We start from the raw sequence: 25,356 nt of genomic DNA, 5'->3' as shown, positions 1-25,356 counted from the left end.
CCGTGAAATTAAATTTAATTCTTGATAATGGATATTTCTTGAATGATTTTACCCATCATAATGTCTTCTTCCTCGTGTGAGAGAAGTGTGAGTTGTTTGACATTAGCACTATCTGCATTGAAATGAACTTCATCCGATTCCCAATATCCGGAAGCAAAGCTGATTAATGCAGTCTTCATCAAGTTGGTTCTAGAATTGTTGAGGTGAGTTTCGGTGTTAATCCTACAAGCAGATATCATGACATCACAACAGTGGGAAATGAAGAATCGGTAATTTCCCTCGATAATCTCAAGAGTATCTCCACTAGTACAAATTGAAACCAGGAGGTCTGTTTTGTGCTTTAGTACCACTCTTCGATCTTTTCTTCCAGCTTCCTCTTCGGTAATCATAAAATCGTGATTGAACACAAGTTCACGAATCGCATTTTGCAGTGTAGTGGTTTTACCGACTCCTGAATTACCTTGAAGGATGATTAGTTTCTTCTGATTTTTATCCACTTCTTTTTGCCCTCCAATTATATAGCAGCTACTCAACTCGATGATCAGCAAGTCAGTAGAACGGGTGATTGAAGATTTTATGTCCGAATCAATATCTAGAAGGTGCTAAGGTGTGCAGTGGATTTGGCCATTATGATCAGAATAACTATAAGCCAAGAAATCCCAGCTGTAAATGTTTGGGCAATAAAAGTATCAATTCGAGGTCCTCTCAAGATTGTTTTCTCAAATCTATCCATATCCCTCAATCCGTGTTATACAGAACAGGTTATGCCCGACGAGAAGAGAAAGCCCATCATACATGTCATACCAGCCAGGCGGCATTTCAAGCGTCTCCGTGTCGCCCTGTACTGTCGTGTGAGCACACAAATGGAGCGACAGCTGCACAGCCTTTCAGCCCAGATGGACTTCGAGAAGGAGGACATCCTGGAGAATCCCGCTTGGGAATATGTCGGTACCTATACCGATATCAAGTCGGGACGGACCATAAGCTCCAGACCGGGCTTCCAGAGCCTGCTGGCCGACTGTGAGGCGGGCAAGATCGACATGATCTACACCAAGTCCATCAGCCGGTTCGGACGCAACTGTGTGGATTTCCTGGTAACTCTCAGACGTCTCAAGGAACTGAAGGTTGATGTCTTTTTCTACAATGAGCAGATCCACCTCCTCAGCCAGGCAGGGGAGTTGCTGCTCACACTCCATGCGGGCATAGCCCAGGCTGAGAGTGAGAACAAGAGTGAGAACATCAAGTGGGGTCTTCGAAGAAGTACCATGGATCCTGATTCTCCTGCATTCTCACGAAGGTGCTATGGTTATGATCGTAATGAGGAGGAAGGCCTCATCCTCAACATTGCTGAAGCCAGAATAGTCCTGAAGATCTTTGATTGGTACGAGCAAGGCTGGAGTATCGTGAGGATCAAGAAGGAACTGGAAACTCTTAAAGTTCCTACTCCCACCGGAAAGAAGAAATGGCCGGTAAAGACGATCGAGAACATCCTCACCAATGAGAAATATACCGGGACCTCAGTCTATGGAGAAACCGAGTCGGCAGATTTTCCTTCAACCAAGAGAACCGTTCGTGACCCCTTCGAGGTCCATCGGTCACGCAACCATCACCTCCCAATCATCCATGAGCGACGGTTCAAGCGCGTACAGAAACTGAAGGCAAAGCGCTCCAACATCGAGATCGATGAGCACGGGAACAAAGTCCGAAAGAGCACCCATTACAGCTCCAAGAAGGTTGTGGCCAGGGCAAAGAAAACCCCTGAACCCCAAAACTAATAGGCATAAGAATCAACGGTATTGGTGAAGATACGAGTGTGCGTAGGTGGGATAACAATTTACGAAATTGAGTAGTCTAAATAAATAGAAAATCCTGAAAAACTGGTAAAATAACGAAAAAATAAGTGTTTACAAAACAAATACTTGCATAGGGTAATCTTGTATCATGGGCAAGTTGTCATTGAAGGAAATTTGGTTCGGGATCCCGAGGAAGTGGTCATCGGTGATAATGCAGCTCAGATGGCGAAGTTCAGCATTGCGGTCAACCGCTATTTCAAGAACGCCCAGGCCGAGCCGGCCGAGGAGGTGATGTTCATTACCATCACGGCTTGGGGATCGCTTGCAAAAAGTTGCTTGCAGTATCTGCAGAAGGGAAGGGGGGTAAGGGTTGTCGGCCGCCTGAGGCAGGAACGATGGACTGACAAGGATGGGGGCAGCCGGGAACGCATTGTCGTGGTAGCCGAGCATGTGGAGTTCAAGAGTGACGGCAACGGCAGGAACAAACAGGAGGCCCTGCCGGAAGAAATCCCTTTTGATCAAGAGATCGCCATGTAGGTTTACTCTTCCCTTTTCGCCGGTTTGCCGCTACCATGCTTTCTAGACGAGGAGCAGAATTCATGAGTGAAATCATAGTTACTGAAGCAAATTTCGAACAGGAAGTCTTGAAGGCTGACAAACCGGTGCTGGTGGATTTTTGGGCTCCCTGGTGCGGTCCCTGTAAAATGATCGCCCCGGCGATCGCCCAGGTGGCAGAAAAGTTTGCCGACAAGCTCAAAGTTGCAAAAATCAATGTCGATGAAGCAGGTTCGCTTGCAACAATGTATAGCGTGAACTCCATTCCTACCTTGATGGTATTCAAGGGCGGGGAGGTGGTTGACCAGCGTATGGGAGCGGCCTCACTGTCTGTCATTGAAGGCTTTATCGCAGCGTACCTGTAATACTTCCAGAGAGGGGGGATTTTCCCTCCTTTCTCATTTACGGGGTGTATCGTAGCTCTGAATTTTTCGATCCGAATGTCGCCTGTCTGGTTGCACACACATACCAATCATCGCTGCTGTTGGTGTCAATAAGCCGATCCCTGCAAAAGGACCGGGTGGCGGTGCCCGTATTCGAGTCGATTGATTTCTCGCTTGAAGCACTGTTCCATTGTCCATTTTGAAACAGAATTTGTGCTTGGGACAGCAGGGAGGCAGAGCCGAATCCTTCAAAAGTGGATGTGCTCATGTTACCCCACATGACAGCATCGAGCAAAGGACTTGCCCATTCAGGGCTCATTGCTACAGACAAACAGCCATTATTGGAACCGAGCCCCGCCTGCAAAGCCGATGTGTACCACGCAGCTTCATGCTCTCCTTTGCTGAATGCGACAACCACATACGTCCCCCGTTCAACCCATCGATCAGGGAAGACGAAGCGGTCCGACCAATCGTCAGCAACTCCAGCATAGAGGGTGAGCCCTGCCAGATTACCTCTGCTGGTAACCACCAATTCAACCCGGTCCGGGTTGGTTTCGCTGCCCTTGGTTGTAAACTCATTGATCAACACCGTTGCAGGATGGGTGTTCTTCGCCCACAGCTCGATGGAAAATTGCAGGCTGTTTCCCCGTATGTCTTCGACTCTTCCCTCCAAGGGAAGCGATGTGCCCATCTGCATGGGCTTTGCCAGGTTCAAGGTGAGCGTCTTGTCTATGACCGTGAAGGACGCCACCGAGTTCTGCTCACACCAGAGGGCAACCGAATTTTCAGCAATGCTTTCATTGAAACTAAGGGTTGCCGTATGTTGGCTCTGCATGCTCGCCGACAAGAAAACCGGAGGAGAGCTGTCTGCTTGCTCAAAAAGATTGTGCAGCGAGAGCTCGGGTTGGCTGCAACCACAGCCGCTAGAGAGAAGCAGGAAAACCAAGAGGGGAAGAAGTATCTGTTTCATCATACCGGATAGAGATTCGAAGTAGCGTTCTTTGCTTCAATTGACAGGCATGGGCGGAGCCAATAGACTGGTTTTGCACATCCCGGAGGACAATAATGGGCAAACTTTGGCAGAAAGACTACACTCTCGATTCCTTGATGGAAGATTTTACCGTCAGCAATGACTACATACTCGATCAGCAGTTGGTGATCGCCGACGCCTTGGCTTCCATCGCTCACGCACGAGGGCTCCATCAAATCGGCTTACTCAACGATGAAGAACTCGCCGGCCTGGAACAGGCCTTGGCCCAGGTCATCAAACTCCGCGGTGAGGATGCTTTCCCGATTACCAAGGAGAACGAGGATTGTCACACCGCCATCGAAGCCTATTTGACCGAACAGGTGGGCGAGGCAGGCAAGAAAATCCATACAGGAAGGAGCCGAAACGACCAGGTCCAGACGGCGCTGCGCCTTTGGATGCGGGAGTACTCGGTCAAGCTGTGCAACCAGACCGGCCGGCTCGCCCAGCGGTTGGTAGACTTTGCCCAACTTCACGCTTCAATCCCCATGCCGGGAAGAACTCATATGCAGCTTGCCATGCCGTCTTCGGTCGGTCTTTGGGCGGCAAGCTTTGCAGAGGAGTTGTACGACGAGGCGCAGCATCTGATGCAACTCTCCTGGACACTTGATCAGAGTCCTCTTGGTTCGGCTGCAAGCTATGGAGTTCCTCTTCCGCTGGACAGGCAGTTCACAGCCGAGCAGATGGGCTTTACCAGAGTACAAAACAATGTATTGTATGCGAACAACAGCCGCGGCAAGTTCGAAGCCATGCTCTTGGACAGTTGCGATTACATCGCCCTGACATTGAGCAAGCTCGCCCAGGATTTGATTCTCTTCACCCTTCCTGAATTCGGCTATTTCTCCCTGCCCAAGCACCTTTGTACAGGCAGTTCCATTATGCCGCAGAAGAAGAATCCAGACGGTTTGGAACTTGCGCGAAGCCGCTCGGCTTTGGTCAGCAGCTGTGCCATGAGGGTCAAGTCAATCATTCGCAGTCTCCCCTCAGGCTACAACCGCGATTTCCAGGATACCAAGGAGCCATTGCTTGCAGGCACCAAGGCGACCTGGCAGCTGGTACACATTTTCCTTACAATGCTCGATGGGCTTGAAGTGCATCCTCAAGCATTGAGGAAGGCATGTACGGCCGAGCTCTATGCAACCGATGTAGTGCTCAAGCAGGTGTTGGAGGGCAGGAACTTCCGTGACACCTACAAGGAAGTAGGCTTGCATTTGGATGAGCTGACAACACTCGACCCTGACAAGGCGCTTGAGGAGCGGACGAGTATCGGCACCACGGGCAACCTTGGGCTGGATGAGGACCAGCTGTTCATCTCCTTGATGCAGAACGGCTGTGAAGACATTCTGAAGAGCTTCTCTGATGCGTATTACCATCTGTGCGGCATTGAGGATGTCCAGACGGTTCTCTACTGAGAAGTGTTGATGAGTACAGACAATTCAGCCTCCCGTTCGGGAGGCTGAATACATCTCAAGCGAGTTCCATACTCTTGCCTGAACGCTTTTGCAACATCGGGGTGTGCTTGACTGCCTGGTGATAGGCTTCTGCGATGTTGGTGCAGTAGTCGCCGATATGCTCGAGGTGACGGATTTTCTCCAGGATGAGCAACTCGACTCTTACATCGGCCTTGCCGTCTGAGAGCCTTTCTTGAACCATCAGGCTGAGGCGGTTGCGTTGGTTGTTGATCTGTTCCTCAAACTCATTGGCCTTCTGCATCTCTGCCTTGGTCAGGGTCCTGTCCATACGGTCCCGAACGTAATCGAGGAATTCTTGGACAAGGCTCTGGTACTCCCTGAGGTCCTTGTCCGTCGCTTCATCGAACGTCCATCCTTGGTTGTACCTTCTCTGGCTGAGAATGGTGAGGTTGTAGCAGCTGTCGGTGACCGACTCAAGCTCATCCATGACACGGATCAGACAGTTGAGCGAGGAGGCGTTTGTGGGTGTTTGCGAGTCCTGCAGCAAGTGGACGCAGAAGTCCGAAAGTTGTTCCTGCATCTGGTCGGCGTAGTCCTCATCCTTCTTCATGGCCAAGGCATCGCTTTCAATATCCGCACCGCGGTTGTTGAACATACCCCGGTATCGGGTAAGCATATTACACGCAAGATTTGCCATCTTCTTGATCTCATCGCGGATAGCCAACATGTAGATTTCCGGGCTGTCGATGAATACACCGCCGATGTACTTGAAGTGGTAGGTTCCCTCATCGTATTCAGCTTTGGCAGGAACCAGGCGCTCGATGAAATGGGCGTATTGGCGGACGAAGGGAAAGAAAATGATGGTATTCATAATGTTGAACGCGGAGTGGAACATGGCAAGAAAAAGAGGAAGCTGGGTTGAGAGTGTTGCTCCCTCCAAGGTATAGATGTCGCCGGGAGTGATGAAATTGACCAACCTCAACAAGGGATGGAAGAGAATCAGGGCAATGACACTACCGACCACGTTGAAGAAAATATGAGCCCAGGCTGCACGTTTTGCCGTGGTGCTGGTTCCGATTGACGCAAGATAGGCGGTAATCGTGGTGCCGATGTTGGAGCCGAGAATCAATGCAGCAGAAGCAGTGACGCCGATCCATCCGTTGTATGCCATGGTAAGGACCATTGCCATCGCAGCCGAAGAGGATTGCACAACGATGGTTACCAGTGTGCCCAACAGGATGCACAGCATGTTCATCCATAGTGTGTCGCTGTTGAAGGTTGCCAAAAACTCCAGCACTTCGATGTTTCCGGTAATATCCGGAATTGAGTGCGACATGAAATTGAGCCCCAGAAACAAGACACCAAAGCCGAGCAGGATGTCGGCGGCATCGCGGGTTTTGTTCTTCTTGCTGAACATCATCGGGGCTGCGAAGGCGATGGAAACCAAGGCAAGGGAGGTGATGTCGACCTTAAAGCCCAGGAGGGCAACCAACCATCCGGTGAAGGTGGTACCTATGTTGGCTCCCAGGATGACCCCGATCGCCTGGGTGAGGCCCATCAAACCTGCGTTGACAAAACTGACCACCATGACGGTGGTTGCCGATGAGCTTTGTATGATGATGGTTATAAGAAGACCGGTCATAATGGATATGAACCGGTTCTTCGTCATAAGCTTGAGGATGGCCTTCATCTTGTCGCCGGCAGACTTCTGCAAGCCCTCGCTGAGGAGTTTTATTCCGAAGAGAAAGAGGCCCAGGCTGCCTACAATCTGGAAAAAGATCACAATGGTTTTCATATCAATACAAACGTACCAAGTTTGAGGTTAGTTGGTAAAGTAGTTGGGCGAATAGTTTTTCACCAAACTTAAGCAGAGCAACTGTATTCTGTCGGATGAAACGGATTGAACTTTAGGCTTTGTTGTTGTATGGTTCAGCCATGAGCATCATCAAACCCCATAAGCTTGGGATTATCTCAGGTCCTGGTTCAGAATATTTCACCGGCAAAGTCGTAAAACACCTGCGCCGTCTTTATTTGGAGCGCTACGAAAAACTCTCCACCGCCTTGGCAAAGCGCCACGGTATGAGCGAGGATGAGATCCTGAGAACCGTTACCCTGATGGATGACTTGAACAACAAGCGTATTCCCAGGACCAAGTGCCCCACAACGTTCCAGTGCCCTGATTTTACCATCAAGGTGAAGTATACCAGGTTTGCCAATGGGGAAGAGAAAGCAGAAATACTCGATGCAGTCAGGGGTTTGAGGATTTTTATTGTCTATGACTTGTCCAACAGCGAGCCGGTAAAGGTTGCAGGGTCGGACGAGCCGGTCAGGCTGTCAGTGAACGACCACCTGATGTTCCTCTTCACTACGATCAACGCCCTCCAGCTTGCCGGTGCAGAGAGTGTGACACTGGTTTTGCCCACCTATCCGTACTCACGGCAGCACAAGAAAGGCGGACGCGAGGCCCTCACCGCAGCCATGTTCGGCCGTATCTGCGAGATGCTTGGTGTCGAGCGGATCATCACCCTCGATATTCACAGCCGCGAAATAGAGAACAGCTTCTCCAACCTGCATTTGGAGAACCTGCATGCTTCCTACCAAACTTTAATCGCTCTTCACAAGCTCATCGACTTCAGCGACCCCGAGCTGGTGGTCGTCGCCCCCGATACCGGGGCTATCAGCAGAAACAAGTTCTATGCCCAGGCCCTGCACAGGCCGTTGGCCATGCTCTATAAGGAACGTGACTACTCGATCGTCAGCAAGGATGCCAAGCATTCAAATATCAAGAGCATCAACCTTCTGGGTGATGTCAACGGCAAGACGGTTCTGATTGCCGACGACATGCTCGCCACCGGCGGTACCATGATCATCGCCATGCGCGAATTGACCAATCTCGGTGCAAAGAAGATCATCTGCATGGTCAGTCTTCCTCTCTTCAACGCAAATGCGGTCGAGGATTTCGATGCTGCATACAAGGAAGGCATTTTCTATCGGATCATCGGCACGAATGCCGTGTTCCACGGGCATGACCTGTTGGATAAGGAGTGGTATATCCAGGCTGACATCACCGAGCTGTTCGCTCGAGTCATCAGCCGTCTCCATCACGGGCGCTCGATCAGCCCGTTGCTTGATAACCGAAAGTTCATCCAAATCCTGATAGATAATAGTCAGGCAAATCCACAAGCGCCTCTCCCAGGGGCCAGTGCTAGTGACCCGGACCGCGACTGATTCCTGTTGCGGCTCCGGGCTCTTTCCACTTCATTGTCCCTCCTACGTCGTAGCAGGGATGGTGTCGACAAATCCAAACTGAGTTCTTGGAGTGTCCCTTATGCAAATGTCACACAGAATTTCCGCTTTCCAATGCAGTCCCATCAGACGTCTTTCACCCTATGCCCGCGATGCTGTCAAACGCGGAATCAAGGTCTACCACCTCAATATCGGGCAGCCGGATATCAAGACGCCGGTGCAGGTCATCGAAGCGGTTCGTCAATATGACGAGACCATCATCGCCTATGGAAACAGTGAAGGAAGGCAGGAACTGCGTGAAGCACTTCCCGCCTATTATGCAAAGTACGGTCTGGATGTGAAGGCTGAGGATATTCTCATCACCACCGGTGGCAGCGAAGCGTTGCAATTTGCATTCATGACGCTCTGCGACCCGTACGATGAGGTGATTATCCCTGAACCGTATTACACGAATGTTTCCTCCTTCGCTCATTCTGCCATGGTAGACTTGGTGCCGATCACCAGCAATATGGAGGATGGCTTCGCCCTTCCCGATATCTCAGAGTTTGAGAAGAAGATCACCCGAAAGACTGGGGCAATCCTTATTTGCAGTCCGAACAATCCAACCGGGCATGTGTATACGCAGGAGGAGATGCTGCAACTTTTGAACCTATGCAAGAAGCATGACATCTTTTTGATCGTCGACGAGGTGTATCGTGAGTTCTGTTATGACGGCAAGCAGTTTACCAGTGTACTTGCTTTTCCTGAGTTTTCCGACCGGGTCATTTGTGTTGACAGTTTCTCCAAGCGCTACAGCATGTGCGGTTCGCGCATCGGGGCTTTGATCAGCCGCAACAAGGATGTCCTGGACAACGCTCTCAAGCTGGCCCAGGCTCGCCTGTGTCCTCCTGACATCGAGCAGGTGGCTGCCTGTGCTGCCTTGAAGACCGATGATACCTATCTGTTCGAGGTGCGCGAGGAGTATGAGAGAAGAAGGAACTTCATCGTCGATGGTCTGAAGAAGATCGATGGTGTGAAGTGCAGCATGCCCAAGGGAGCTTTCTATATGGTGGCCGAGCTTCCTGTCGATAATGCAGAGAATTTTGCCAGGTTCATGCTGGAGGATTTCAATCTGAACGGGGAGACGGTCATGGTCGCCCCGTGCGAGGACTTCTACGTGACCAAGGGTGTCGGACGCAGGCAGGTTAGAATTGCCTACGTACTGAACACCCACGATCTCGAGCGGGCTGTAGCCTGCATTGATGCAGGCTTGAAAGCGTACAGGACAGAGGTGATGGGCCAGGAGCTCTGATCACTCCCCGATGACTTTGATGAGCACGTGCTTGTCGCGCATGCCGTCAAACTCATAGTAGAAAATCTGCTCCCAAGAGCCGAAATCGAGCTTTCCTCCTGTGATTGCAATGACCGCCTCACGGCCCATGATGGACCGTTTGAGGTGGCCGTCTGCATTATGCTCCTTTTCCGTATTGTGATTGTACTGTTCATACGGAAGCTCGGGAGCAAGTTTCTCAAGCCAGAGCTCGAAGTCCTCATGAAGGCCTTTCTCCACTGCGTTGATGAAAACACTGCTGGTGATGTTCATTGCGTTGACGAGAACCAACCCTTCCTTGATTCCGCACTCGTTGACTGCTTCCTGCACGGCGTCGGTAATGTTGATCAGACCGCGTCGTTTGTTGAGGTGAAACCATAGTTCCTTGCGATAAGTCATCATAGGCGCCTCCTCGGATATTCATAGTATAGCACGGCTTCTTGCATCACAGAAGAAATCGGAGTACACTGCCGGCCATTATGCAGGAAGAAGTTGTTGTGCTGAAGAAAACCCGCTTGCTCGGACATCTGGCGGTGCTGTTGACCATGACTGTGTGGGCGACCACCTATGTCTCTTCAAAACTATTGCTTACAGCCTTTTCCCCCTCTCAGATTCTTGTGGTGCGTTCTTTGCTCGGACTATTGGTTTTGAGTGTGATAAACCATAAACCGTTGGTGTACAAACAGCCCATCGACCGACTTTTTGTTGCTCTTGCGGGGTTTTGCGGTATTTTTCTGTATTACTTTTTGGAAAATACTGCTTTGTTGTTCACCAGTGCAAGCAACGTAGGAGTCATTGTGGCTGCTGCTCCTTTCTTCACTTTGCTCGCTTCCCACATCTTCTTAAAGGAAGAACCCCTGAAGAAAAACTACTTCATTGGTTTGGCTCTTTCGATGGCCGGCATTGTTCTCTTGACTTTCTCCAGCACTGAAGAGGTCGCCTTCAATCCAAAGGGTGATGTGCTTGCACTCCTTGCAATCATGGTTTGGGCAATCTATACCGTACTCACCAGGGTGATCGGAAAGAAGGGGTATCCGAATCTTTTGGTGACCAGAACCATGTTTTTCTATGGCTTGCTCGGCCATACCCTTGTGTTGCTCATCAACGGTGATGGTCTTCCGGTCCATCAGGTGATTCAGACCCCGTACCTGTATCATTTTCTCTTCCTGGGTCTTGTTGCCTCAGCCTTCTGCTTCCTTTCTTGGAATTTTGGGTTGAGAACCATCGGCCCTATCAAGAGCTCCTTCTACCTTTATCTTAGTCCCATCATCACCATTGTGGTGGCGGTTGCCTTCCTTTCTGAACCGTTCGGACAGCTCGATGCGATAGGTACGGCCTTCACCCTTGCAGGTTTATTGATAAGCGAGTACAGAAGACGGGGTATCTAGCTTGTCAAAACTACTTTACTGATGTTACCCTGTTCCTACGATGAGGTAGGATATGGATACACAAAGCAAGCTTGATATCTTAAGTCGTGATGCACAATACGACCTCAGTTGTGCCTGTGGCACCAAGAACCCCCAGGAGCACCGAAAGCGTAATACTGCCGGATCGGGGTGGCTGTATCCTACAACGACAGTCAGCGGCGGGCCGGGCATAATGCTGAAAACGCTCATGGGCAACCGCTGTGCCAATGACTGCAAGTATTGTCCCCTGAGAAATGACCAGGATTTCAGGCCTGTAGCCCTTGCCCCGAAGGAGATGGCCTCATTTTTCCATGAGTTTCAGAGCAAGCGTCCACTCATCGGTCTCTTTCTTTCCAGCGCTGTACTCGGTTGTGCTGAAAAAACCATGGAAATGCTCACCGACACAGCAAGAATCCTGAGAAATTCGTACCGATACAGGGGGTACATCCACCTGAAGGTCATTCCAGGCTCCAGCAAGGAGAGCATAGACGAGGCGCTCAAGTACGCTTCAGCGCTCTCACTGAACATCGAGGCTCCTGGCGAGCAGCATTTTTCCAAGCTTTCGGAATCTAAGAATTATGTTCAGGATATCCTCCAGCCGTTGACGTATATCGCCAGTCAAACTGCGAAAGGTTCACGCTATGAGAGGGTGCATACTTCCAGCCAATTCATCGTCGGGGCCAGCGATGAGCTGGATAAGGAAATTCTGCTCTATACCAGCCGATTGTATCAGGAGCTTCACATGGGCAGGCTGTATTTCAGTGCCTATCAGAAGGGATTGGGAGACCAGAGTCTTCCCGGAGAGCAGAAACAATATCAGCATTCACAGCTCGAGTTGTTCGATCTCGGTCAGGTCGATGAGACAGACCATGCTTCCCTTACCCGAGAGCATCGTCTGTACCAAGCCGACTGGCTGCTTCGAAAATATGGCTTCTCGTATGAGGAGATGATATTTACCGAAGAAGGAAATCTCAGCCTTACGAAGGACCCAAAGCTTGTTTGGGCGCAGGCCAATCCTCAATACTTCCCGCTTTCGGTCAAACGATCTCCCAAGGAGGCACTGCTGAGAGTGCCCGGCCTCGGCCCCACCTATGTCGGCAGGATTGTAAGTCATAGAAGGATGGCTCCCTTGTCTTGTCTTGAGGATTTGAAGTTGCCGTTTTCCGTGCTCGAAAAGGCTCGCCCTTTCCTGACAATCTAGTCATTTCCTCTTGTTGCTGTGCCTGCAATTGCCTACAATGCGGGTTATGGTCATCCTATATTCCTCCTTCTTTTTCATGTATTCCATTTATGCAATCGTAAACCCTTTTCTGCAAGTGATGCTGCGAAACAAAGGGTACTCCTATGAAATTGTCGGCGTTCTCCTTTCCTTGTTCGAGATAGCTGGTATCGCAGGTCCTCTGCTTGTAGCCAGGCATGTTGATAAACGAGGGAACATGAAGGCTGTCGTGCTTTTCTGTACCGTGATTGCCTGCATGGGTATGACTGTCTTGATGCTGTCCACATCGCTTCTGATCACCATCGTCGGGCTTTCGCTGCTTGCGTTCTTTTTGCGCTCATTGATGCCGCTTCTCGATAGCTATGCAAATAACTTGTTCAACGGTGATTCCCAGAAGTACACCTTGATTCGCTCCTTCGGTACAGTTGGCTTTGTTTTCTTTTCGTTGCTTTTCGCAGCGACCAAGCAACCTGATCTTTCCAGTAATTTGAGCATCGGTACCTTTGCCTTGGCGATCAGCGGAATTTTTATCCTGGTGGTACTCGGGTGGAAGCGCGAACCGAAACAACGAGGTGCCTCCATTCAGATTGAGACACCCCAAGCAGGCCATTGGTTCGACCGGGCGTTTGTGGTTGGAATTTTCATTATTGCCCTGAATAGAATAAGCATGTCGTCGGTCTCAAGTTTCTTCTCGTTGTACCTGGTTGAGGAGCTGAAGATCAACGCAATCAGTTTACTGAATGCCCTCGCTGCAGGCAGCGAGTTTGGCGCAATGATCATTGCGGGAATTCTCATCCAACGGAAGAAAGTCCTTCCAGTGCATATGTTCATAGCCAGTGGCGTGGCGATGATGCTTCGTTTGATACTGTATGCCATGGTGCCCTCCATTACAGGGGTGTTGGCTGGTCAGCTGCTTCACAGCATCGGGTATGGATTCTTTCACCCAGCTGCCATTTTCTTTGTTGCCCGAAGGGTCAGGCGCTCTCATCGTACCTTGGGGATGTCCATTTACATCTCGTTGGGTACCGGGCTTCCTGCTGTCCTGGGGTCGAGTTTAGGCGGCTTGATCGTTGAATCTTTTGGGTATAGAACCCTTTTCTTGTCGTATTCATTCTTCGCTCTTGCCTCGGCCTTGTTGTGTTTTGTCTTCTATCGAACGATGACGACATCTCCTTTGGAAGAGGTTTAAAAGAAGTAGTGAAGGGCGAGTTTGATTGCCTTTGCAAGGTGTGGTATGCTCTGTGCTAAGGAGAAGTTGCAGTGAAAAGTAGTGAGGGTTGGGATTTACTTTCCATTGGAGAGATTTCTCCGGATAAAATCCAGAAGAATCTGAAGGAAGCCTCTGTGTTTCTTGCAAATGATGTGAGAATTATACAGAGCATTGTTTTCTCATACCATCCCTTTGAGCTGCTGAAATATGCATGTTGGGAGCGCCGGCGCATCGCAACGGTAAGGAAGCAGGACGCATTTGCCCAACAGGTTTCTCAGCGCCTGGTCTCCTACCTTGCAGCTCTCCTGCCATACTGGAAGGCTTCCCCATCCCAGAATCGAGAAATTGCAAGCAAGGATTGGAAGCGACTTACGCAAGTCTTCGAGGATCTGTGCAGAAAGACAATCAGATATGTAGATAATACTGCATTACTTTTACGATCCCAGCAGATTATCGATTCGGATGAACTTCTCTTGACTTACCAAGAGGAAGCAACCGACTTTTGTCTTCCCCAACCAGTAGATGCTGCCTTGCTCGAGCAAACCTATACCGCGTTGCGCTATCGCTTGCAGCCTTTCAATGCTCTCGTCGGTGAAGTATTCCCTGCCAAGCTCGATGGTCTGCTCTCCTCATTTCTTACGCTTGCAAAGCGTGCGGTCGAAGGAATCGACCAACTGCGTGAGGACAGCGCCACCTTCAAGCAGGCAAGTATGCTTCAGTTGGAGATGCTCAAGAGCCGGGGAGAGAATGTTGATGATCTTGATGCTGTAATGGACCGTATCATCAAGGAGCAGGGGTGGGAGTCTTGGATAGAGAGCATCGTTGAACGACGTGATGGGTATGCTCTGTTCAATGTCCTTCAAGATACCAAGCTTTCCGAGCGGGATGCCTACCTGCTCTCACGCACGTTTGCCAGCAAACCGACAGAGGAGGCTCCTTTTCTCTTGACTGATGACTCACTGCAAAATACTCGTCCATTTCTTCGTTTCGGAGCCTTGTATTACTGTTATGATGCAGAATCGTTGCTAGATAAAGCGTACGAAAGTATAAAGCGTGCTGTATGCGATGAGGATACAAACCTTGCACAGCAGTGGGATGGTATTGAAAAAGAGAAGCATTCCCTTGTTCCTGTGACATTCTTCACTGCAATGCTGGGGACTATGAACTACACTCGCAATGTTGAGGTTCCTGGAGGCTCTTTAAATGCTCTCTTTGACGATGGAAAGAAAGAGCTCATAGTCCAGATTCCGTACACGGAGCATGCATATGCATCCATCAATCCATTCAAGGATGCACAAGCTTATTGCGCTTTCCTCAAGACCGAACAAGAAAGACGAGAGGTTGCATTGAAGCAAAAGAAGCGGACGGTGTTTGTCGATACCAAGCATCCAATTCTTTATCCGCTTGCGATGAATCAAGACGTTCTAAACATCTCATTCATACAGCTAGCCAATCTTGCCTCCAATTGGGAGGGTGTTGCTGCCTTGAAGGATCTTCTTGGGCTTTCTCCTTTCTCTGATGTACATCACGATGATTCTTCACCCACGAAAGAGCCTACTGATGAGCTGGAACTCCCTGTTGAGAATGAACTGGCTGTAGAGGAGGATCTTGCTGCAGAGGAGGATCTTGCTGCAGAGGAGGATCTTGCTGCAGAGGAAGAGCTTGCTGCAGAGGAAGAGCTTGCTGCAGAGGAAGAGCTTGCTGCAGAGGAAGAGCTTGCTGCAGAGGAAGAGCTTGCTGCAGAGGAAGAGCTTGCTGCAGAGGAAGAGCTTGCTGCAGAGGAAGAGCTTGCTGCAGAGGAAGAGCTTGCTGCAGAGGAGGATCTTGCTGCAGAGGAAGAGCTTGCTGCAGAGGAAGAGCTTGCTGCAGAGGAAGAGCTTGCTGTTGATGAAGAGCTTGCCGTTGATGAAGAGCTTGCCGTTGATGAAGAGCTTGCCGTTGATGAGGAGCTTGCCGTTGATGAGGAGCTTGCCGTTGATGAGGAGCTTGCCGTTGATGAGGAGCTTGCCGTTGATGAGGAGCTTGCCGTTGATGAGGAGCTTGCCGTTGATGAGGAGCTTGCCGTTGATGAGGAGCTTGCCGTTGATGAGGAGCTTGCCGTTGATGAGGAGCTTGCCGTTCAAGTACCTTTTGCAGGATCCTCATATTTTACTGCTTCAGATGAAGCTGACGATAATGAATTTCATGATGACGACGAGCAGGATGAGATAGAGACAGCTGACGAATTAGTCGGTCTTGATGTGCAGCCGAGCTTATTCGATTTTGACGATGATGACCTTGAACAATATGAGGACCACGATGGAGAAGGGGATGAGTATGAGTTGGAAGCATATTGCATACTCGAACCTACTGTAGTTCATGATGATGACGATGAAGTAGAGGATTATTTGAATTCTGCTGATGAGGATATGGAAGATGGAACTGAGGAGTTTTCAGAAATGTTCCATACCGGAGACTCAGATGCCGATGATGAAGATGATTTCTTATCCATGTTGCAACCGGATAAGAAAGAAGATGCACCTCCTGTGAGCAAGCCATCCTCGCCGTTTTCCTTCTTCTCCCATCTTTCCAATATAGCCAAAGGCGTTCCTGAAGCTGCAGTCGAGAAGAAGGAACCAATGCCGCTTGAACCTGCGAAAACTGCAGGTGATAGAAGAGAGGAGATGGTTTTTGATGAAGATACTCCAATTGGAGATTTGCTTCTTCAAGACGAAGAACCCGCTGTAGAGGAAGAACCCGCTGTAGAGGAAGAACCCGCTGTAGAGGAAGAACCCGCTGTAGAGGAAGAACCCGCTGTGGTGGAGGAACCCGCTGTGGTGGAGGAACCCGCTGTAGAGGAAGAACCCGCTGTGGTGGAGGAACCCGCTGTGGTGGAAGAACCCGCTGTGGTGGAGGAGCCTGCTGTGGTGGAGGAGCCTGCTGTGGTGGAAGAACCCGCTGTGGTGGAGGAGCCTGCTGTGGTGGAAGAACCCGCTGTGGTGGAGGAGCCTGCTGTGGTGGAGCCTTTCCATCCTGATAATCGACTTGCGATGCCACCCGAGTTCAGGGAGCAGAAGAAGCAGGAAAAGGCTGAGGAAACCATAGAAAAGGAAAAGACTGATACTTCGGTACCTTCAATCCCTCGATTCATACTTGCCGATACCATAGCAAAATCAGGGAGTAAAGAGAGTGTTGTCGCCACTGATGTGGAGAAAAATGTACCGACTGCAATGGTACAGCTTGAGGAAGTAGAGAGCTCATTCGATGGAAATCTGCCTTTCACAATCAGAGAAATATTGGGTAAGTTGAAAGAGAATTCGCAGAATACGTTCTTTGAATTCTGCAAGAGTGCCGAACCTCAGCTCTTGATGGGAACCTCTTCATTGATCGAGCAGGCACGACAAGCCCAAAATGCCGACTCCAAGGACAAGATGTTCACAATTCCCGGTATCAACCTGACCGTAGTTTTGATGGCTGGAAAGGGTGATATGCTGCGTGCTTGGGATCGAAGAAACAACGTTGCCGCTATCATGTATGCCCAAGGCAAGCTTTCTTGGAATGTCCTGTATCTTGGATACAGTCATACTGGGACGCTCTATCACGCTGAAGAGAAAATCATCAAGCAGGAAGATTTCTCGCAATCCGACTGGAAATATGTAGTTAACTTGGGTGAACGCATCCTGGAGAAGAAAAGAATACGATGAACAACAAAGATCTCATTGCCCGCCATTTGGAGGTAGCCTTGCAGGCAGCTAGGCTTGCAGGTTCTTATGTCTTGGAGGCAGGGAAGAATCCCAATATCCAAGTACACGATAAACATCAAAACGATTTTGTCACCGACGCAGATCGTGCCTGTGAGCAACTCATTATTTCGACTATCAGACAGACATTTCCCGATGATAGAATTTTTGGAGAAGAGACGGGAACAAGTGGTTGTGGAGGTCATGGGCGTTGGATATTGGACCCAATTGACGGCACCACTAATTTCTTTCGCTCGCTGCCCAACTACACGATCAGCATCGCATGGGAGCTCGAGCCCTATCACCCCTTGGTGGGAGTGGTTTACAATCCAAGGCAGCAGGAACTCTTTTGGGGAAGCGAAGGCGAGGGAGTGTATCTGAATGGGCAGCGGATTACCGTGTCTTCTGTAACGGATTTTTCAAAAGCATTGATGGTCTGTGTCCCTCCTCATCGGCAACATCAGCTGGTCGACGGCTATTTTGAAACTGCAAAGAAGTTGTTTCTTGCAACCAGTGATTTCCGCTCCTTTGGTTCGTGTGCACTGGAACTTGCCTACATCGCAGCAGGCAGATTGGATGGGTACTATGAGCTTTGCCTCGGGTACTATGACATGGCAGCAGGCATGCTGCTGGTCCGCGAAGCAGGAGGATTGGTTGAGAGTGCCGACCCCGGGCAGCCGTTTACGGATGCCCGATGTGATCTGATTGCCTCAAACGGCTTGATTCACTCTCAGATTTTACATAAGGTGCATGCATGAATTTCAAACTTGCCATATTCGATTTGGACGGAACCCTGATGAACACATCACCAGGAATATTCGCATCTGCTAATGCTACTGTTGTGCAACTTGGATTGGAGCCGGAGCATGATCCCAGGCAACTGAGCAAGTTCATCGGTCCACCCATTACACAGTGTTTTGTGAAAGTATACGACCTCGATCCTGCATTGATCGAGCAGGCTGTGATTCTCTATCGCAAGGAGTACGACGAGCATGGGAGATTCAATGCAGAGCCGTACGAACACATTGTGGAAACCTTGGAAGAGCTGAAGAAGCGCGGGTATTTGCTTGCTGTGGGAACACTGAAGTATGAAAAGCTTGCACAGCAAATGATGGAACACTTTGGTCTTGCTCCGTACTTTGATTCCATACGGGGAGCTGATGCTTCCTCCACATTATCCAAAGCCGATATCGTCCGCAAGGTTCTGGATGACCTGGGTGTTGCACAATCCGATGCTGTGCTAATCGGAGATACAACGCACGACCAAAAAGGAGCAATCGAGGCAGGCATTGCCTTCATTGCAGTAGACTGGGGCTTCGGATTTCCCAAGGGAATGGAGAGAGAACCTTCCATGTATGCGATGGCTCGTGAGGTGGAGGACCTGGTTACGCTTTTGTAATGAGAGTTCGTGCTTGGTGTAAAGCATTTTCATTCTCACTTACTGGATTGTCGTCGCCGGCGCAAACCGGCAGATATCCGGCAAATTTCATGCCCGTATATTCGCAGATTTGTTCAAATTGCTCCCTGATCAGTCGATATTGTACTCCGTCGAGGGTGTCTTCACCACAGGCTATGACATAGAGTTCTTTACCCTTGAAATCCTCCATTCTCAGTTGGTACAGCCTATCGATGAATAGTTTCAGCTGTGCTGAGACCCCCCACCAATATACCGGTGTTGCAAAGCATATTGCTTCACTCTCCTTGAAAGAAGCGCACAATGCATTCATACCATCCTCGAGCAAGCATCGAAAATGGGTCTTGCACCATTTGCACGCCCGACAGGATTGGAGCTCTTCATTCTGAAGGTACACCTCATTGATGGTGTATGTACTTTGGCCTGCTTGGGCGAAGGCCTTCGCCAATGTAGTACTGTTTCCCTGGGTTCTAGGGCTGGAATAGACCATCATCATCTGCATGCCATAACCATACAATGCTCAATTGCACCTTGCAAGACTAACTTGCAAAGGGTATTCTACAAAGGTAAGAAAAGGAGATGTATGATATGATGTTTCAACTGAAAAAGACGCAAGTCAATACTGATAAGGCACCTGCAGCAATCGGCCCGTACAGTCAGGCGGTCATAGCCGGCCCGTTTGTTTTCACCAGCGGTCAGCTGCCTGTCGATCCCACGACCAACGAGCTTGTCGGCGGGGATGCGGCCAATCAGGCCAGGCAGGTATTCGAGAACCTCAAGGCAGTACTTGCTGCGGCGGGAACCGACCTGTCCAAGGTGGTTAAAGCTACCGTGTTCCTGAAAAACATGGATGATTTTGCCGCCGTCAACCAAGTCTATGCTTCTTATTTTGGTGAAGGAATACTCCCAGCTCGATCTGCCGTTCAGGTAGCAAAGCTGCCCAAGGATGTTGCAGTTGAGATTGAGATGATAGCCCTAGCCTGAAATAAAGAGGAATTATCATGAAACGCACACCCTTGTATGAGCGATACAGTACCTATTCGGATGTCAAGCTGATTGACTTCGGAGGATGGGAACTGCCGGTACAATTTGCAACCGGCATTCTTGCAGAACACGAAGCTGTTCGTACCAAAGCAGGTCTCTTTGATGTCTCGCACATGGGAGAGTGTCTGGTCAGTGGCGATGACGCCGACTCTTACCTCGACTACTTGTGCACCAATTCGATCAGTGACATGACCGTAGGACAGTGCCGCTATACGTTGATGTGCTATCCCAACGGGACGGTGGTTGACGACCTGCTCATCTATCGCCGTACCGATACCTCCTTTCTGGTAGTGATGAATGCCTCCAATACGGAAAAGGACTTGTCGTGGATTACCCATGACAACCCCCATGCCCATTTCTGCCCTCAGGTGGTCGACCTCTCTGCATCCACGGTTCAGCTGGCGCTGCAGGGGCCATCGGCTGAGCGGATTCTCAGCACCTTGGTGCCTGATTGCACCACGATCAAGAGCTTTACCTTCAGAAGTCAGTGTGAAGTCGGTGAGGTGATGGCTCTCATCAGTCGAACCGGATATACCGGTGAGGATGGTTTTGAGCTCTATTGTGCAGCCGATGATGGACCGCTGCTTTGGGACATCCTGCTTGAAGCTGGAAGAGACTTCGGACTTATTCCTTGCGGACTGGGCAGCCGGGACACGTTGCGCATGGAAGCAAAGCTTCCCCTGTATGGGCATGAGATCAGTGATACCATCACACCCCTTGAAGCGAACCTCGGTGTCTTTGTTAAGCTTGATAAGATGGATTTCTGCGGGAAAGAGGCTTTGGCCAAACAGCAGGAAGAGGGTATACCCCGAACGCTTCGTGGTATTGAGATGCTCGACAAGGCAGTCCCCCGCAGCGGGTATCGGGTACTTCTCGAAGGGCATGATATCGGATATGTCACCAGCGGAAACAAGAGCCCCAGCTTGGGCATTTTTTGTGCCTATGTGCTCATCGACCGGGCAACCAGCCTGAAGTTTGGCGATGTCGTGGAAGTTGAGATTCATGGACAGCGCAAACGGGCGAAGTTGGTACGGACCCCGTTTTATAAACGAGGGATGAAGAACGAACAACCTTGAAGATACGAGTACAAAACTACACCCCTGAGGGGTTTATTGCACTAGATAATTCAGCATTGATATACCCTCCCACCGAGGCTGTGTACAACGCAAATACGTTCAGGGTCTCCTTGGATTTGTGTTACACGATCAAGCAAGAGATTCTTGAGCAGGCTCTACACGATGTGCTGGAACGCTGTTCCTATGCGAAGGTCAGTCTTCATGCGGGTTTTTTTTGGTATTATCTCAGTCCCAATACGAAACAGCCCCTTGTGCATCCGGAAGAATCGTACCCAAGCGGCCGCTTTTCCTTCAAGGAGAACAATGGATACCTGTTCAAGGTCTTGTATAGCGAACATCGTATCGCCTTGGAGTGCTTCCATGCCCTTACCGATGGATCGGGAGCCATGGCGTACTTGAAGCTGCTGGTGGAACGGTATTGCCACTATGCCAATATTGCTGATTTTCAATTTCCCGGGGCTCTGAATTACAAGGCTAGGCCTTCCATCCAGGAGTTCAGCGATCCCTTCCAGCATCTGTATGATAAAAACCTTCCCTCGTATCCGAAAATCAGCAAAGCGTATCACCGAAAAGGAACGGGAAGCATTGATGATAGAGTCAAAGTCATCAGTGCGAGCATTCCGACCAAACAGATCAAGGAACGGGCGAAAGCCCGCGGTATTACCATCGGTGAGTACTTGTCATCAACATACTTGTATGCACTGCAGCAGCTGCAGCAGCAGGAAGTACCGTTGCAAAAGCAGCGCAAACCCATACGGCTTTCAGTGCCCATGAATCTGCGCAAGATTTTCGGGTATGAGACGATGCGCAACTTCACGTTGTTTGCCGTTATCGGAATTGAGCCGGCCCTCGGATACTATACGTTTGAGGAGATTGCAAAGGAGGTGCATTTGCAGATGGCTGTCAGCCAGGACCGCAAACGCCTGCTGAGCCAGATACGAAGGAATGTCGGTGGAGAGCGGACGCCGTTGATTCGTTTTGCTCCCAATATACTGAAGAATCCTTTGTTCAAACTGCTTTCCGACTTTTTGGGGGATGACCAGTACTCAGGAGTCATCTCCAACCTCGGCCAGCTTGAGCTGCCTCCGGCCTTGGAAGGCGCGATTCGTAGAGCTGATTTTCATCTGAGCCCAGGACTGCTGAATAGGGTGGCCCTGGCTGTGATAGGATATCTCGATACCATTGTGGTTAACTTCACCAGCTTCCTCAACACCGACACAGAATTGGAACGGTTGTTTTGCACCTTTATGGTTGAGGATGGCATTGAAGTTACCCTGTCGACCAATAGAGAAACTGACAGGTAGGAGCAACTATGGCCTATTGCATTCGATGTGGCGTAAAACTTGAAGAGGGAAGCAAAGCCTGTCCCTTATGTAAAACACCGGTACAGCTTCCACCCGGAATGGAAGAAAGCAAGCAGCAACCGCTGTTTGCTCAAAAACTACCTTCCAGAGGCTTGGGTGGAGTCAATAAGACACGCAAAGGTATTATTGAGCTCATTATTTCTCTTTTTGTTATCAGTGAATTGACGGTATTCCTCTCCATGTGGCTCAGCGGCAACGGAAACCAGAGCTTCATCCCGCTGTTCAGTATCGCGATGGCGGCCCTTTCCCTCATCCTTGCTTTCAGTGCAAAACCTACCTATACGATGCAGGCCTCCATCCAATGCGTTCTGGTCGCAGTTTATCTCGTTGGTCTGGATGCTTCCGACCTCAGGCTTTTCTGGTCACTTATTGCAAGCCCCGCACTTGGTGTTGGATGGCTCTACTTTGTCTATCCGTTCACCCGCAGGGCTGTACAAAAACCAAAAAAGGTGGCAGGAATATGTCTGCTGGGATCGCTTGCCTATCTGGCGTTTATCAATTTGGTGCTGGAGCAGGGCTTGACTTGGTTTGTCCCCGTTACGCTTCCCGTAATCGCAACCTTGTTGCTTTTGCTAGCCCTCTTCTCCCTCTGGTTCACCAATCGAAAAAATAAGCGGGTCCCTCTTGCCGATGTTGTTCTGGCTACCTTGGTAGTACTGTTCGGGACAATGACATCGCTCGACTTCTTCCTGTCCGGTTATCAATTGGGAGTGTTTACCCTCAGGTGGTCGACAGGCTTGTTGGGTACGGCTGTTGTGGTATTGCTTTTCTTGATCAGTGTATCAGTCTCGAGGCGGCTAAGGCGCTTCTTTACCAGTCATAATCGTCATGACTGAGTCAGGTGAAGTCGGCAAATGCAGCGTTCGCCGCATGCACTAAATCTGCAGGTTTGATCTTCAGTTGCAGGCCTCGTTGGCCTGCACTGACATATATATGCTCTTCCAGCTGTGCGAGCTCCTCAATGTAGGTAGGGTAGTGCTTCTTCATCCCAAGCGGTGAACAGCCACCCCTGATATAACCGGTGAGATCCTGCAGCTGACTGAGTTTGATCAAGTCCAGGTCCCTGCTGCCGGTAAGGGCGCGAGCTTTTTTCAAGCTGACACTGAAGTCGGCGGGCAGGCAAAATACAAAGACAGCCTTGTCCGTATCCTGCATGACAATGGTCTTGAAAACCTGCTGGGGGAGCAATCCGGCCGTCTGGCTGGCATGTACAGCATCCAAGTGCTCCTCATCCCACTCATAGGAGAGCACCTCATACTCAATTCCCAGGCTTTCCAGGATTCTCATGGCATTGGTCTTCTTCATGCCTGTATCCTAACTAAATGCAGGATGGAGGACAAGTGTTGAAAAAGGGACCTTGCGGTCCCTTCTGCATAAAAAGTGAGAGTAAAATTCTGTGAGAGGAAAAACTGCGCACCGTATGGATTAGGTACGCAATTCAGTCTACAACAAAGGCTGTGTCACCGTTGAGCCATCCAAGGTTACCGCTGTCTTGGCGAACAGGCGGCCATCAACAGAGGCTCCTGCACCAAGGGCAATACCGGTTCCCGATAGGATTACACCTTCCATGTGGGCATTGGCTCCCAAGCCGACGCCACCACCAACCTGCCAGAAAATGTTCTGTGGCAATGCACCACCGGATAGAAGCACCTCAATGCTTGCAGCTTGTGTCAGCGATCCATCAATCTGGAATATCCAAACCGCAGAAGCTGAGCCATCAAGCGTCAGTGTGGTACTGATGGATACTGCCGAAGTCCATGCATAGAGGCCGGGGACCAAGGTCATACCACCAATTTCTATAGGCAGATCAGCAACCACATTGGCATCGACTCTGGAATTGGCTGCCTCGTAGGCTGCATTTGCATCCAGAACCGCCTGGGAAAGGTTCGCTGTAGTCGGCTCAGCATAATCGGAAGCATAGACTGAACCCGTTACGAGACCCGAGGTCGAGAAAGTTCCCAACGAATCGAGTACGAGGTCGAATCCGGTTATTGCTGCCGAAGTCACCGGGCTTACGCCGATATCACCGACAACATTGGTTCCCGCATTACCTGAGATAGCTGACTGTGCCAGAATGACATACGAGCCTGCCGACAACAAATCGATAGGATCGATCATGACAGGCGCTTCCCCTATGCGAAATGTCGCATCAGTTGAACCGGCGATATCACCATTCCTTCCGATGACCGTCAAGGTGTGGAGTGTATTCTCAGCCAGACCGATGCCTATTGTCACCGAAGAAGCTGTTTCTCCAACTAGCACATCTCCATCCAGAAACCATTTCCACGAGGTTGGAACAGGAGTTCCTGATGCGGTTACCGTCATCGATGTGTCGTAGGCTAGGAGAGCGAGTACCCCAGAGAGCGCCATTTGGATGGGAGACTTGGTATCTACTATAAGAACTAATCCCAAATCAATTGGAGTAGGAGTATTCATATCCGCTTCAACGAGAGTCCAGTTTTTACTGCTTGTTGCATCCGCAAATATGAGAACTTCTTCAACCTTTGACCATACAAGATACTGATCGAACGAGGAATCGATGAGTTTTACACTGAGTTCATAATACCCGCGTTCGAGGGTCAAGGGAGCAAGCGAGGCTGTAGTTCCCGAGATGACAAACGTAAGAGGAATGGCCTCTCCGACATCTGGAGTTAGCGTTGCACTGATTACAGGTGTATCTATCAAATCCGCCGGCCATGAAAGGTCGAGATTGAAGGTTCCTGTTCCAAGCAGGGGCAACAGGGTGAGCGAAAGGGTGCTTGTCTCGCTGTTCAATGTAACTGAAGTTGCGCTGGATTGGACAATCACAATTCCGTCAGCATTTTTTCCCTTTGCCGTGACAGACCATTCCCCTGGGACGAGATCCAACACTTCATAGGAACTTGTAGTGATTCCTAGTTTTGAGAAAACCGCACCATTTGGCCCTGTTCCGCTGATATCATATGTATTGACAGTAAGATTCAGGGTGTCGGGTGTTATTGTTCGGGCTTGTGCATCCGGTGTGAACTTGATTGTCAGACTCGAATTTGGAATTGGGGCGTTGTTCATGTTGCAATTGGTGAAGACCAGTGCAACCAGGAGTACGAGTAGTAAACTTACTACAGTACCGGTTACTTTTTTTTTCATAGCTTTTCCTTTTTGTTGTCCTCAAGGATCAATCAAAAAGTACCCTGCTGGAT

Annotated in this window: 23 protein-coding genes; 16 read left to right on the top strand and 7 right to left on the bottom strand. The window is 49.9% G+C overall.

Annotated elements, in window-relative coordinates; genetic code table 11:
- Positions 1-14 precede the first annotated feature (14 nt).
- Positions 15-497: a nucleoside/nucleotide kinase family protein gene (locus MUG09_RS10880; RefSeq protein WP_244771452.1), complete on the bottom strand. Its 483-nt coding sequence runs from the start codon at positions 495-497 to the stop codon at positions 15-17.
- A gap of 267 nt (positions 498-764) precedes the next feature.
- Here MUG09_RS10880 and MUG09_RS10875 point away from each other — a divergent pair, with 267 nt between their 5' ends.
- From MUG09_RS10875 to trxA, 3 genes are all read left to right on the top strand, one after another.
- Positions 765-1,775, top strand: a complete 1,011-nt coding sequence (locus MUG09_RS10875; RefSeq protein WP_244771451.1) for a recombinase family protein — start codon at positions 765-767, stop codon at positions 1,773-1,775.
- A gap of 144 nt (positions 1,776-1,919) precedes the next feature.
- Positions 1,920-2,330 carry a single-stranded DNA-binding protein gene (locus tag MUG09_RS10870; protein ID WP_244771450.1) on the top strand — a complete coding sequence of 137 codons (411 nt, stop codon included), beginning with the start codon at positions 1,920-1,922 and terminating at the stop codon, positions 2,328-2,330.
- A gap of 62 nt (positions 2,331-2,392) precedes the next feature.
- Positions 2,393-2,713, top strand: a complete 321-nt coding sequence (gene trxA, locus MUG09_RS10865) for a thioredoxin (RefSeq protein ID WP_244771449.1) — start codon at positions 2,393-2,395, stop codon at positions 2,711-2,713.
- A gap of 37 nt (positions 2,714-2,750) precedes the next feature.
- Here trxA and MUG09_RS10860 read toward each other — a convergent pair whose 3' ends face one another.
- A complete protein-coding gene (locus tag MUG09_RS10860; RefSeq protein WP_244771448.1) occupies positions 2,751-3,704 on the bottom strand; it encodes a lipoprotein TP_1001-related protein in 954 nt (317 codons plus the stop codon).
- A 92-nt stretch (positions 3,705-3,796) separates the two neighbouring features.
- Between MUG09_RS10860 and argH the strand changes: the two genes are divergently transcribed.
- Positions 3,797-5,170: an argininosuccinate lyase gene (gene argH / locus MUG09_RS10855; protein WP_244771447.1), complete on the top strand. Its 1,374-nt coding sequence runs from the start codon at positions 3,797-3,799 to the stop codon at positions 5,168-5,170.
- Positions 5,171-5,225: 55 nt separating this feature from the next.
- On the opposite strand, the gene MUG09_RS10850 is transcribed toward argH, so the two are convergent.
- Positions 5,226-6,965, bottom strand: a complete 1,740-nt coding sequence (locus tag MUG09_RS10850; protein ID WP_244771446.1) for a Na/Pi cotransporter family protein — start codon at positions 6,963-6,965, stop codon at positions 5,226-5,228.
- 140 nt (positions 6,966-7,105) lie between these two features.
- On the opposite strand from MUG09_RS10850, the gene prs reads away from it, so the two are divergent.
- Together prs and MUG09_RS10840 are read left to right on the top strand one after the other, a co-directional pair.
- Positions 7,106-8,398: a ribose-phosphate diphosphokinase gene (prs, locus tag MUG09_RS10845; RefSeq protein ID WP_244771445.1), complete on the top strand. Its 1,293-nt coding sequence runs from the start codon at positions 7,106-7,108 to the stop codon at positions 8,396-8,398.
- 100 nt (positions 8,399-8,498) lie between these two features.
- Positions 8,499-9,707 (top strand): pyridoxal phosphate-dependent aminotransferase, encoded by a 1,209-nt coding sequence (locus MUG09_RS10840; protein WP_244771444.1) that lies wholly within the window; start codon positions 8,499-8,501, stop codon positions 9,705-9,707.
- Here MUG09_RS10840 and MUG09_RS10835 read toward each other — a convergent pair whose 3' ends face one another.
- Positions 9,708-10,127, bottom strand: coding sequence for a secondary thiamine-phosphate synthase enzyme YjbQ (locus tag MUG09_RS10835; RefSeq protein WP_244771443.1), 420 nt, complete (start codon positions 10,125-10,127; stop codon positions 9,708-9,710). It lies immediately after the preceding gene.
- A gap of 77 nt (positions 10,128-10,204) precedes the next feature.
- Between MUG09_RS10835 and MUG09_RS10830 the strand changes: the two genes are divergently transcribed.
- From MUG09_RS10830 to MUG09_RS10805, 6 genes are all read left to right on the top strand, one after another.
- The gene (locus tag MUG09_RS10830; RefSeq protein ID WP_244771442.1) at positions 10,205-11,113 is read left to right on the top strand and encodes a DMT family transporter; all 909 of its coding nucleotides are present in this window, start codon (positions 10,205-10,207) and stop codon (positions 11,111-11,113) included.
- Between the two features lie 52 nt (positions 11,114-11,165).
- The gene (locus MUG09_RS10825) at positions 11,166-12,332 is read left to right on the top strand and encodes a radical SAM protein (protein WP_244771441.1); all 1,167 of its coding nucleotides are present in this window, start codon (positions 11,166-11,168) and stop codon (positions 12,330-12,332) included.
- Between the two features lie 46 nt (positions 12,333-12,378).
- On the top strand, positions 12,379-13,539 hold the full coding sequence (locus tag MUG09_RS10820) for an MFS transporter (RefSeq protein ID WP_244771440.1): 1,161 nt from the start codon (positions 12,379-12,381) through the stop codon (positions 13,537-13,539).
- Between the two features lie 71 nt (positions 13,540-13,610).
- Entirely contained in the window at positions 13,611-17,243 is a 3,633-nt protein-coding gene (locus tag MUG09_RS10815) for a hypothetical protein (protein WP_244771439.1), read from the top strand.
- Positions 17,240-18,037 carry an inositol monophosphatase family protein gene (locus MUG09_RS10810; RefSeq protein ID WP_244771438.1) on the top strand — a complete coding sequence of 266 codons (798 nt, stop codon included), beginning with the start codon at positions 17,240-17,242 and terminating at the stop codon, positions 18,035-18,037. The genes MUG09_RS10815 and MUG09_RS10810 overlap by 4 nt, the downstream gene beginning before the upstream one ends.
- Positions 18,034-18,678, top strand: coding sequence for an HAD hydrolase-like protein (locus MUG09_RS10805; RefSeq protein WP_244771437.1), 645 nt, complete (start codon positions 18,034-18,036; stop codon positions 18,676-18,678). The genes MUG09_RS10810 and MUG09_RS10805 overlap by 4 nt, the downstream gene beginning before the upstream one ends.
- On the opposite strand, the gene MUG09_RS10800 is transcribed toward MUG09_RS10805, so the two are convergent.
- A complete protein-coding gene (locus MUG09_RS10800) occupies positions 18,665-19,195 on the bottom strand; it encodes a flavodoxin family protein (RefSeq protein ID WP_244771436.1) in 531 nt (176 codons plus the stop codon). The genes MUG09_RS10805 and MUG09_RS10800 overlap by 14 nt on opposite strands.
- 86 nt (positions 19,196-19,281) lie before the next feature.
- Here MUG09_RS10800 and MUG09_RS10795 point away from each other — a divergent pair, with 86 nt between their 5' ends.
- The 4 genes from MUG09_RS10795 (at position 19,282) to MUG09_RS10780 (ending at position 23,013) form a co-directional block, all read left to right on the top strand.
- Positions 19,282-19,677 (top strand): RidA family protein, encoded by a 396-nt coding sequence (locus tag MUG09_RS10795; RefSeq protein ID WP_280529364.1) that lies wholly within the window; start codon positions 19,282-19,284, stop codon positions 19,675-19,677.
- A 17-nt stretch (positions 19,678-19,694) separates the two neighbouring features.
- Positions 19,695-20,813: a glycine cleavage system aminomethyltransferase GcvT gene (gene gcvT, locus MUG09_RS10790; RefSeq protein ID WP_244771435.1), complete on the top strand. Its 1,119-nt coding sequence runs from the start codon at positions 19,695-19,697 to the stop codon at positions 20,811-20,813.
- A gap of 80 nt (positions 20,814-20,893) precedes the next feature.
- Positions 20,894-22,117 carry a hypothetical protein gene (locus MUG09_RS10785; protein ID WP_244771434.1) on the top strand — a complete coding sequence of 408 codons (1,224 nt, stop codon included), beginning with the start codon at positions 20,894-20,896 and terminating at the stop codon, positions 22,115-22,117.
- Positions 22,118-22,125: 8 nt separating this feature from the next.
- A complete protein-coding gene (locus MUG09_RS10780; RefSeq protein WP_244771433.1) occupies positions 22,126-23,013 on the top strand; it encodes an RING finger protein in 888 nt (295 codons plus the stop codon).
- Position 23,014: 1 nt separating this feature from the next.
- Here the strand turns inward: MUG09_RS10780 and ybaK are convergent, their stop codons facing one another.
- On the bottom strand, positions 23,015-23,482 hold the full coding sequence (gene ybaK, locus MUG09_RS10775; protein WP_244771432.1) for a Cys-tRNA(Pro) deacylase: 468 nt from the start codon (positions 23,480-23,482) through the stop codon (positions 23,015-23,017).
- Positions 23,483-23,620: 138 nt separating this feature from the next.
- Positions 23,621-25,303 (bottom strand): ice-binding family protein, encoded by a 1,683-nt coding sequence (locus tag MUG09_RS10770; RefSeq protein ID WP_244771431.1) that lies wholly within the window; start codon positions 25,301-25,303, stop codon positions 23,621-23,623.
- Positions 25,304-25,356: the final 53 nt, after the last annotated feature.

The organism is Sphaerochaeta associata (genome assembly GCF_022869165.1).
GTDB lineage: Bacteria > Spirochaetota > Spirochaetia > Sphaerochaetales > Sphaerochaetaceae > Sphaerochaeta > Sphaerochaeta associata.
The sequence above is the reverse complement of the archived record's forward strand: the minus strand, read 5'-3'. Positions and strand labels throughout refer to the sequence as shown.

Coding starts and splice junctions, on each gene's coding strand:
- MUG09_RS10810 (WP_244771438.1), top strand. CDS start 17,240: ATGAACAACAAAGATCTCATTGCCCGCCATTTGGAGGTAGCCTTGCAG.
- MUG09_RS10820 (WP_244771440.1), top strand. CDS start 12,379: ATGGTCATCCTATATTCCTCCTTCTTTTTCATGTATTCCATTTATGCA.
- gcvT (WP_244771435.1), top strand. CDS start 19,695: ATGAAACGCACACCCTTGTATGAGCGATACAGTACCTATTCGGATGTC.
- argH (WP_244771447.1), top strand. CDS start 3,797: ATGGGCAAACTTTGGCAGAAAGACTACACTCTCGATTCCTTGATGGAA.
- ybaK (WP_244771432.1), bottom strand. CDS start 23,482: ATGAAGAAGACCAATGCCATGAGAATCCTGGAAAGCCTGGGAATTGAG.
- MUG09_RS10805 (WP_244771437.1), top strand. CDS start 18,034: ATGAATTTCAAACTTGCCATATTCGATTTGGACGGAACCCTGATGAAC.
- MUG09_RS10850 (WP_244771446.1), bottom strand. CDS start 6,965: ATGAAAACCATTGTGATCTTTTTCCAGATTGTAGGCAGCCTGGGCCTC.
- MUG09_RS10860 (WP_244771448.1), bottom strand. CDS start 3,704: ATGATGAAACAGATACTTCTTCCCCTCTTGGTTTTCCTGCTTCTCTCT.
- MUG09_RS10840 (WP_244771444.1), top strand. CDS start 8,499: ATGCAAATGTCACACAGAATTTCCGCTTTCCAATGCAGTCCCATCAGA.
- trxA (WP_244771449.1), top strand. CDS start 2,393: ATGAGTGAAATCATAGTTACTGAAGCAAATTTCGAACAGGAAGTCTTG.
- MUG09_RS10800 (WP_244771436.1), bottom strand. CDS start 19,195: ATGCAGATGATGATGGTCTATTCCAGCCCTAGAACCCAGGGAAACAGT.
- MUG09_RS10795 (WP_280529364.1), top strand. CDS start 19,282: ATGATGTTTCAACTGAAAAAGACGCAAGTCAATACTGATAAGGCACCT.
- MUG09_RS10780 (WP_244771433.1), top strand. CDS start 22,126: ATGGCCTATTGCATTCGATGTGGCGTAAAACTTGAAGAGGGAAGCAAA.
- MUG09_RS10835 (WP_244771443.1), bottom strand. CDS start 10,127: ATGATGACTTATCGCAAGGAACTATGGTTTCACCTCAACAAACGACGC.
- MUG09_RS10825 (WP_244771441.1), top strand. CDS start 11,166: ATGGATACACAAAGCAAGCTTGATATCTTAAGTCGTGATGCACAATAC.
- MUG09_RS10770 (WP_244771431.1), bottom strand. CDS start 25,303: ATGAAAAAAAAAGTAACCGGTACTGTAGTAAGTTTACTACTCGTACTC.
- MUG09_RS10875 (WP_244771451.1), top strand. CDS start 765: ATGCCCGACGAGAAGAGAAAGCCCATCATACATGTCATACCAGCCAGG.
- prs (WP_244771445.1), top strand. CDS start 7,106: ATGAGCATCATCAAACCCCATAAGCTTGGGATTATCTCAGGTCCTGGT.
- MUG09_RS10830 (WP_244771442.1), top strand. CDS start 10,205: ATGCAGGAAGAAGTTGTTGTGCTGAAGAAAACCCGCTTGCTCGGACAT.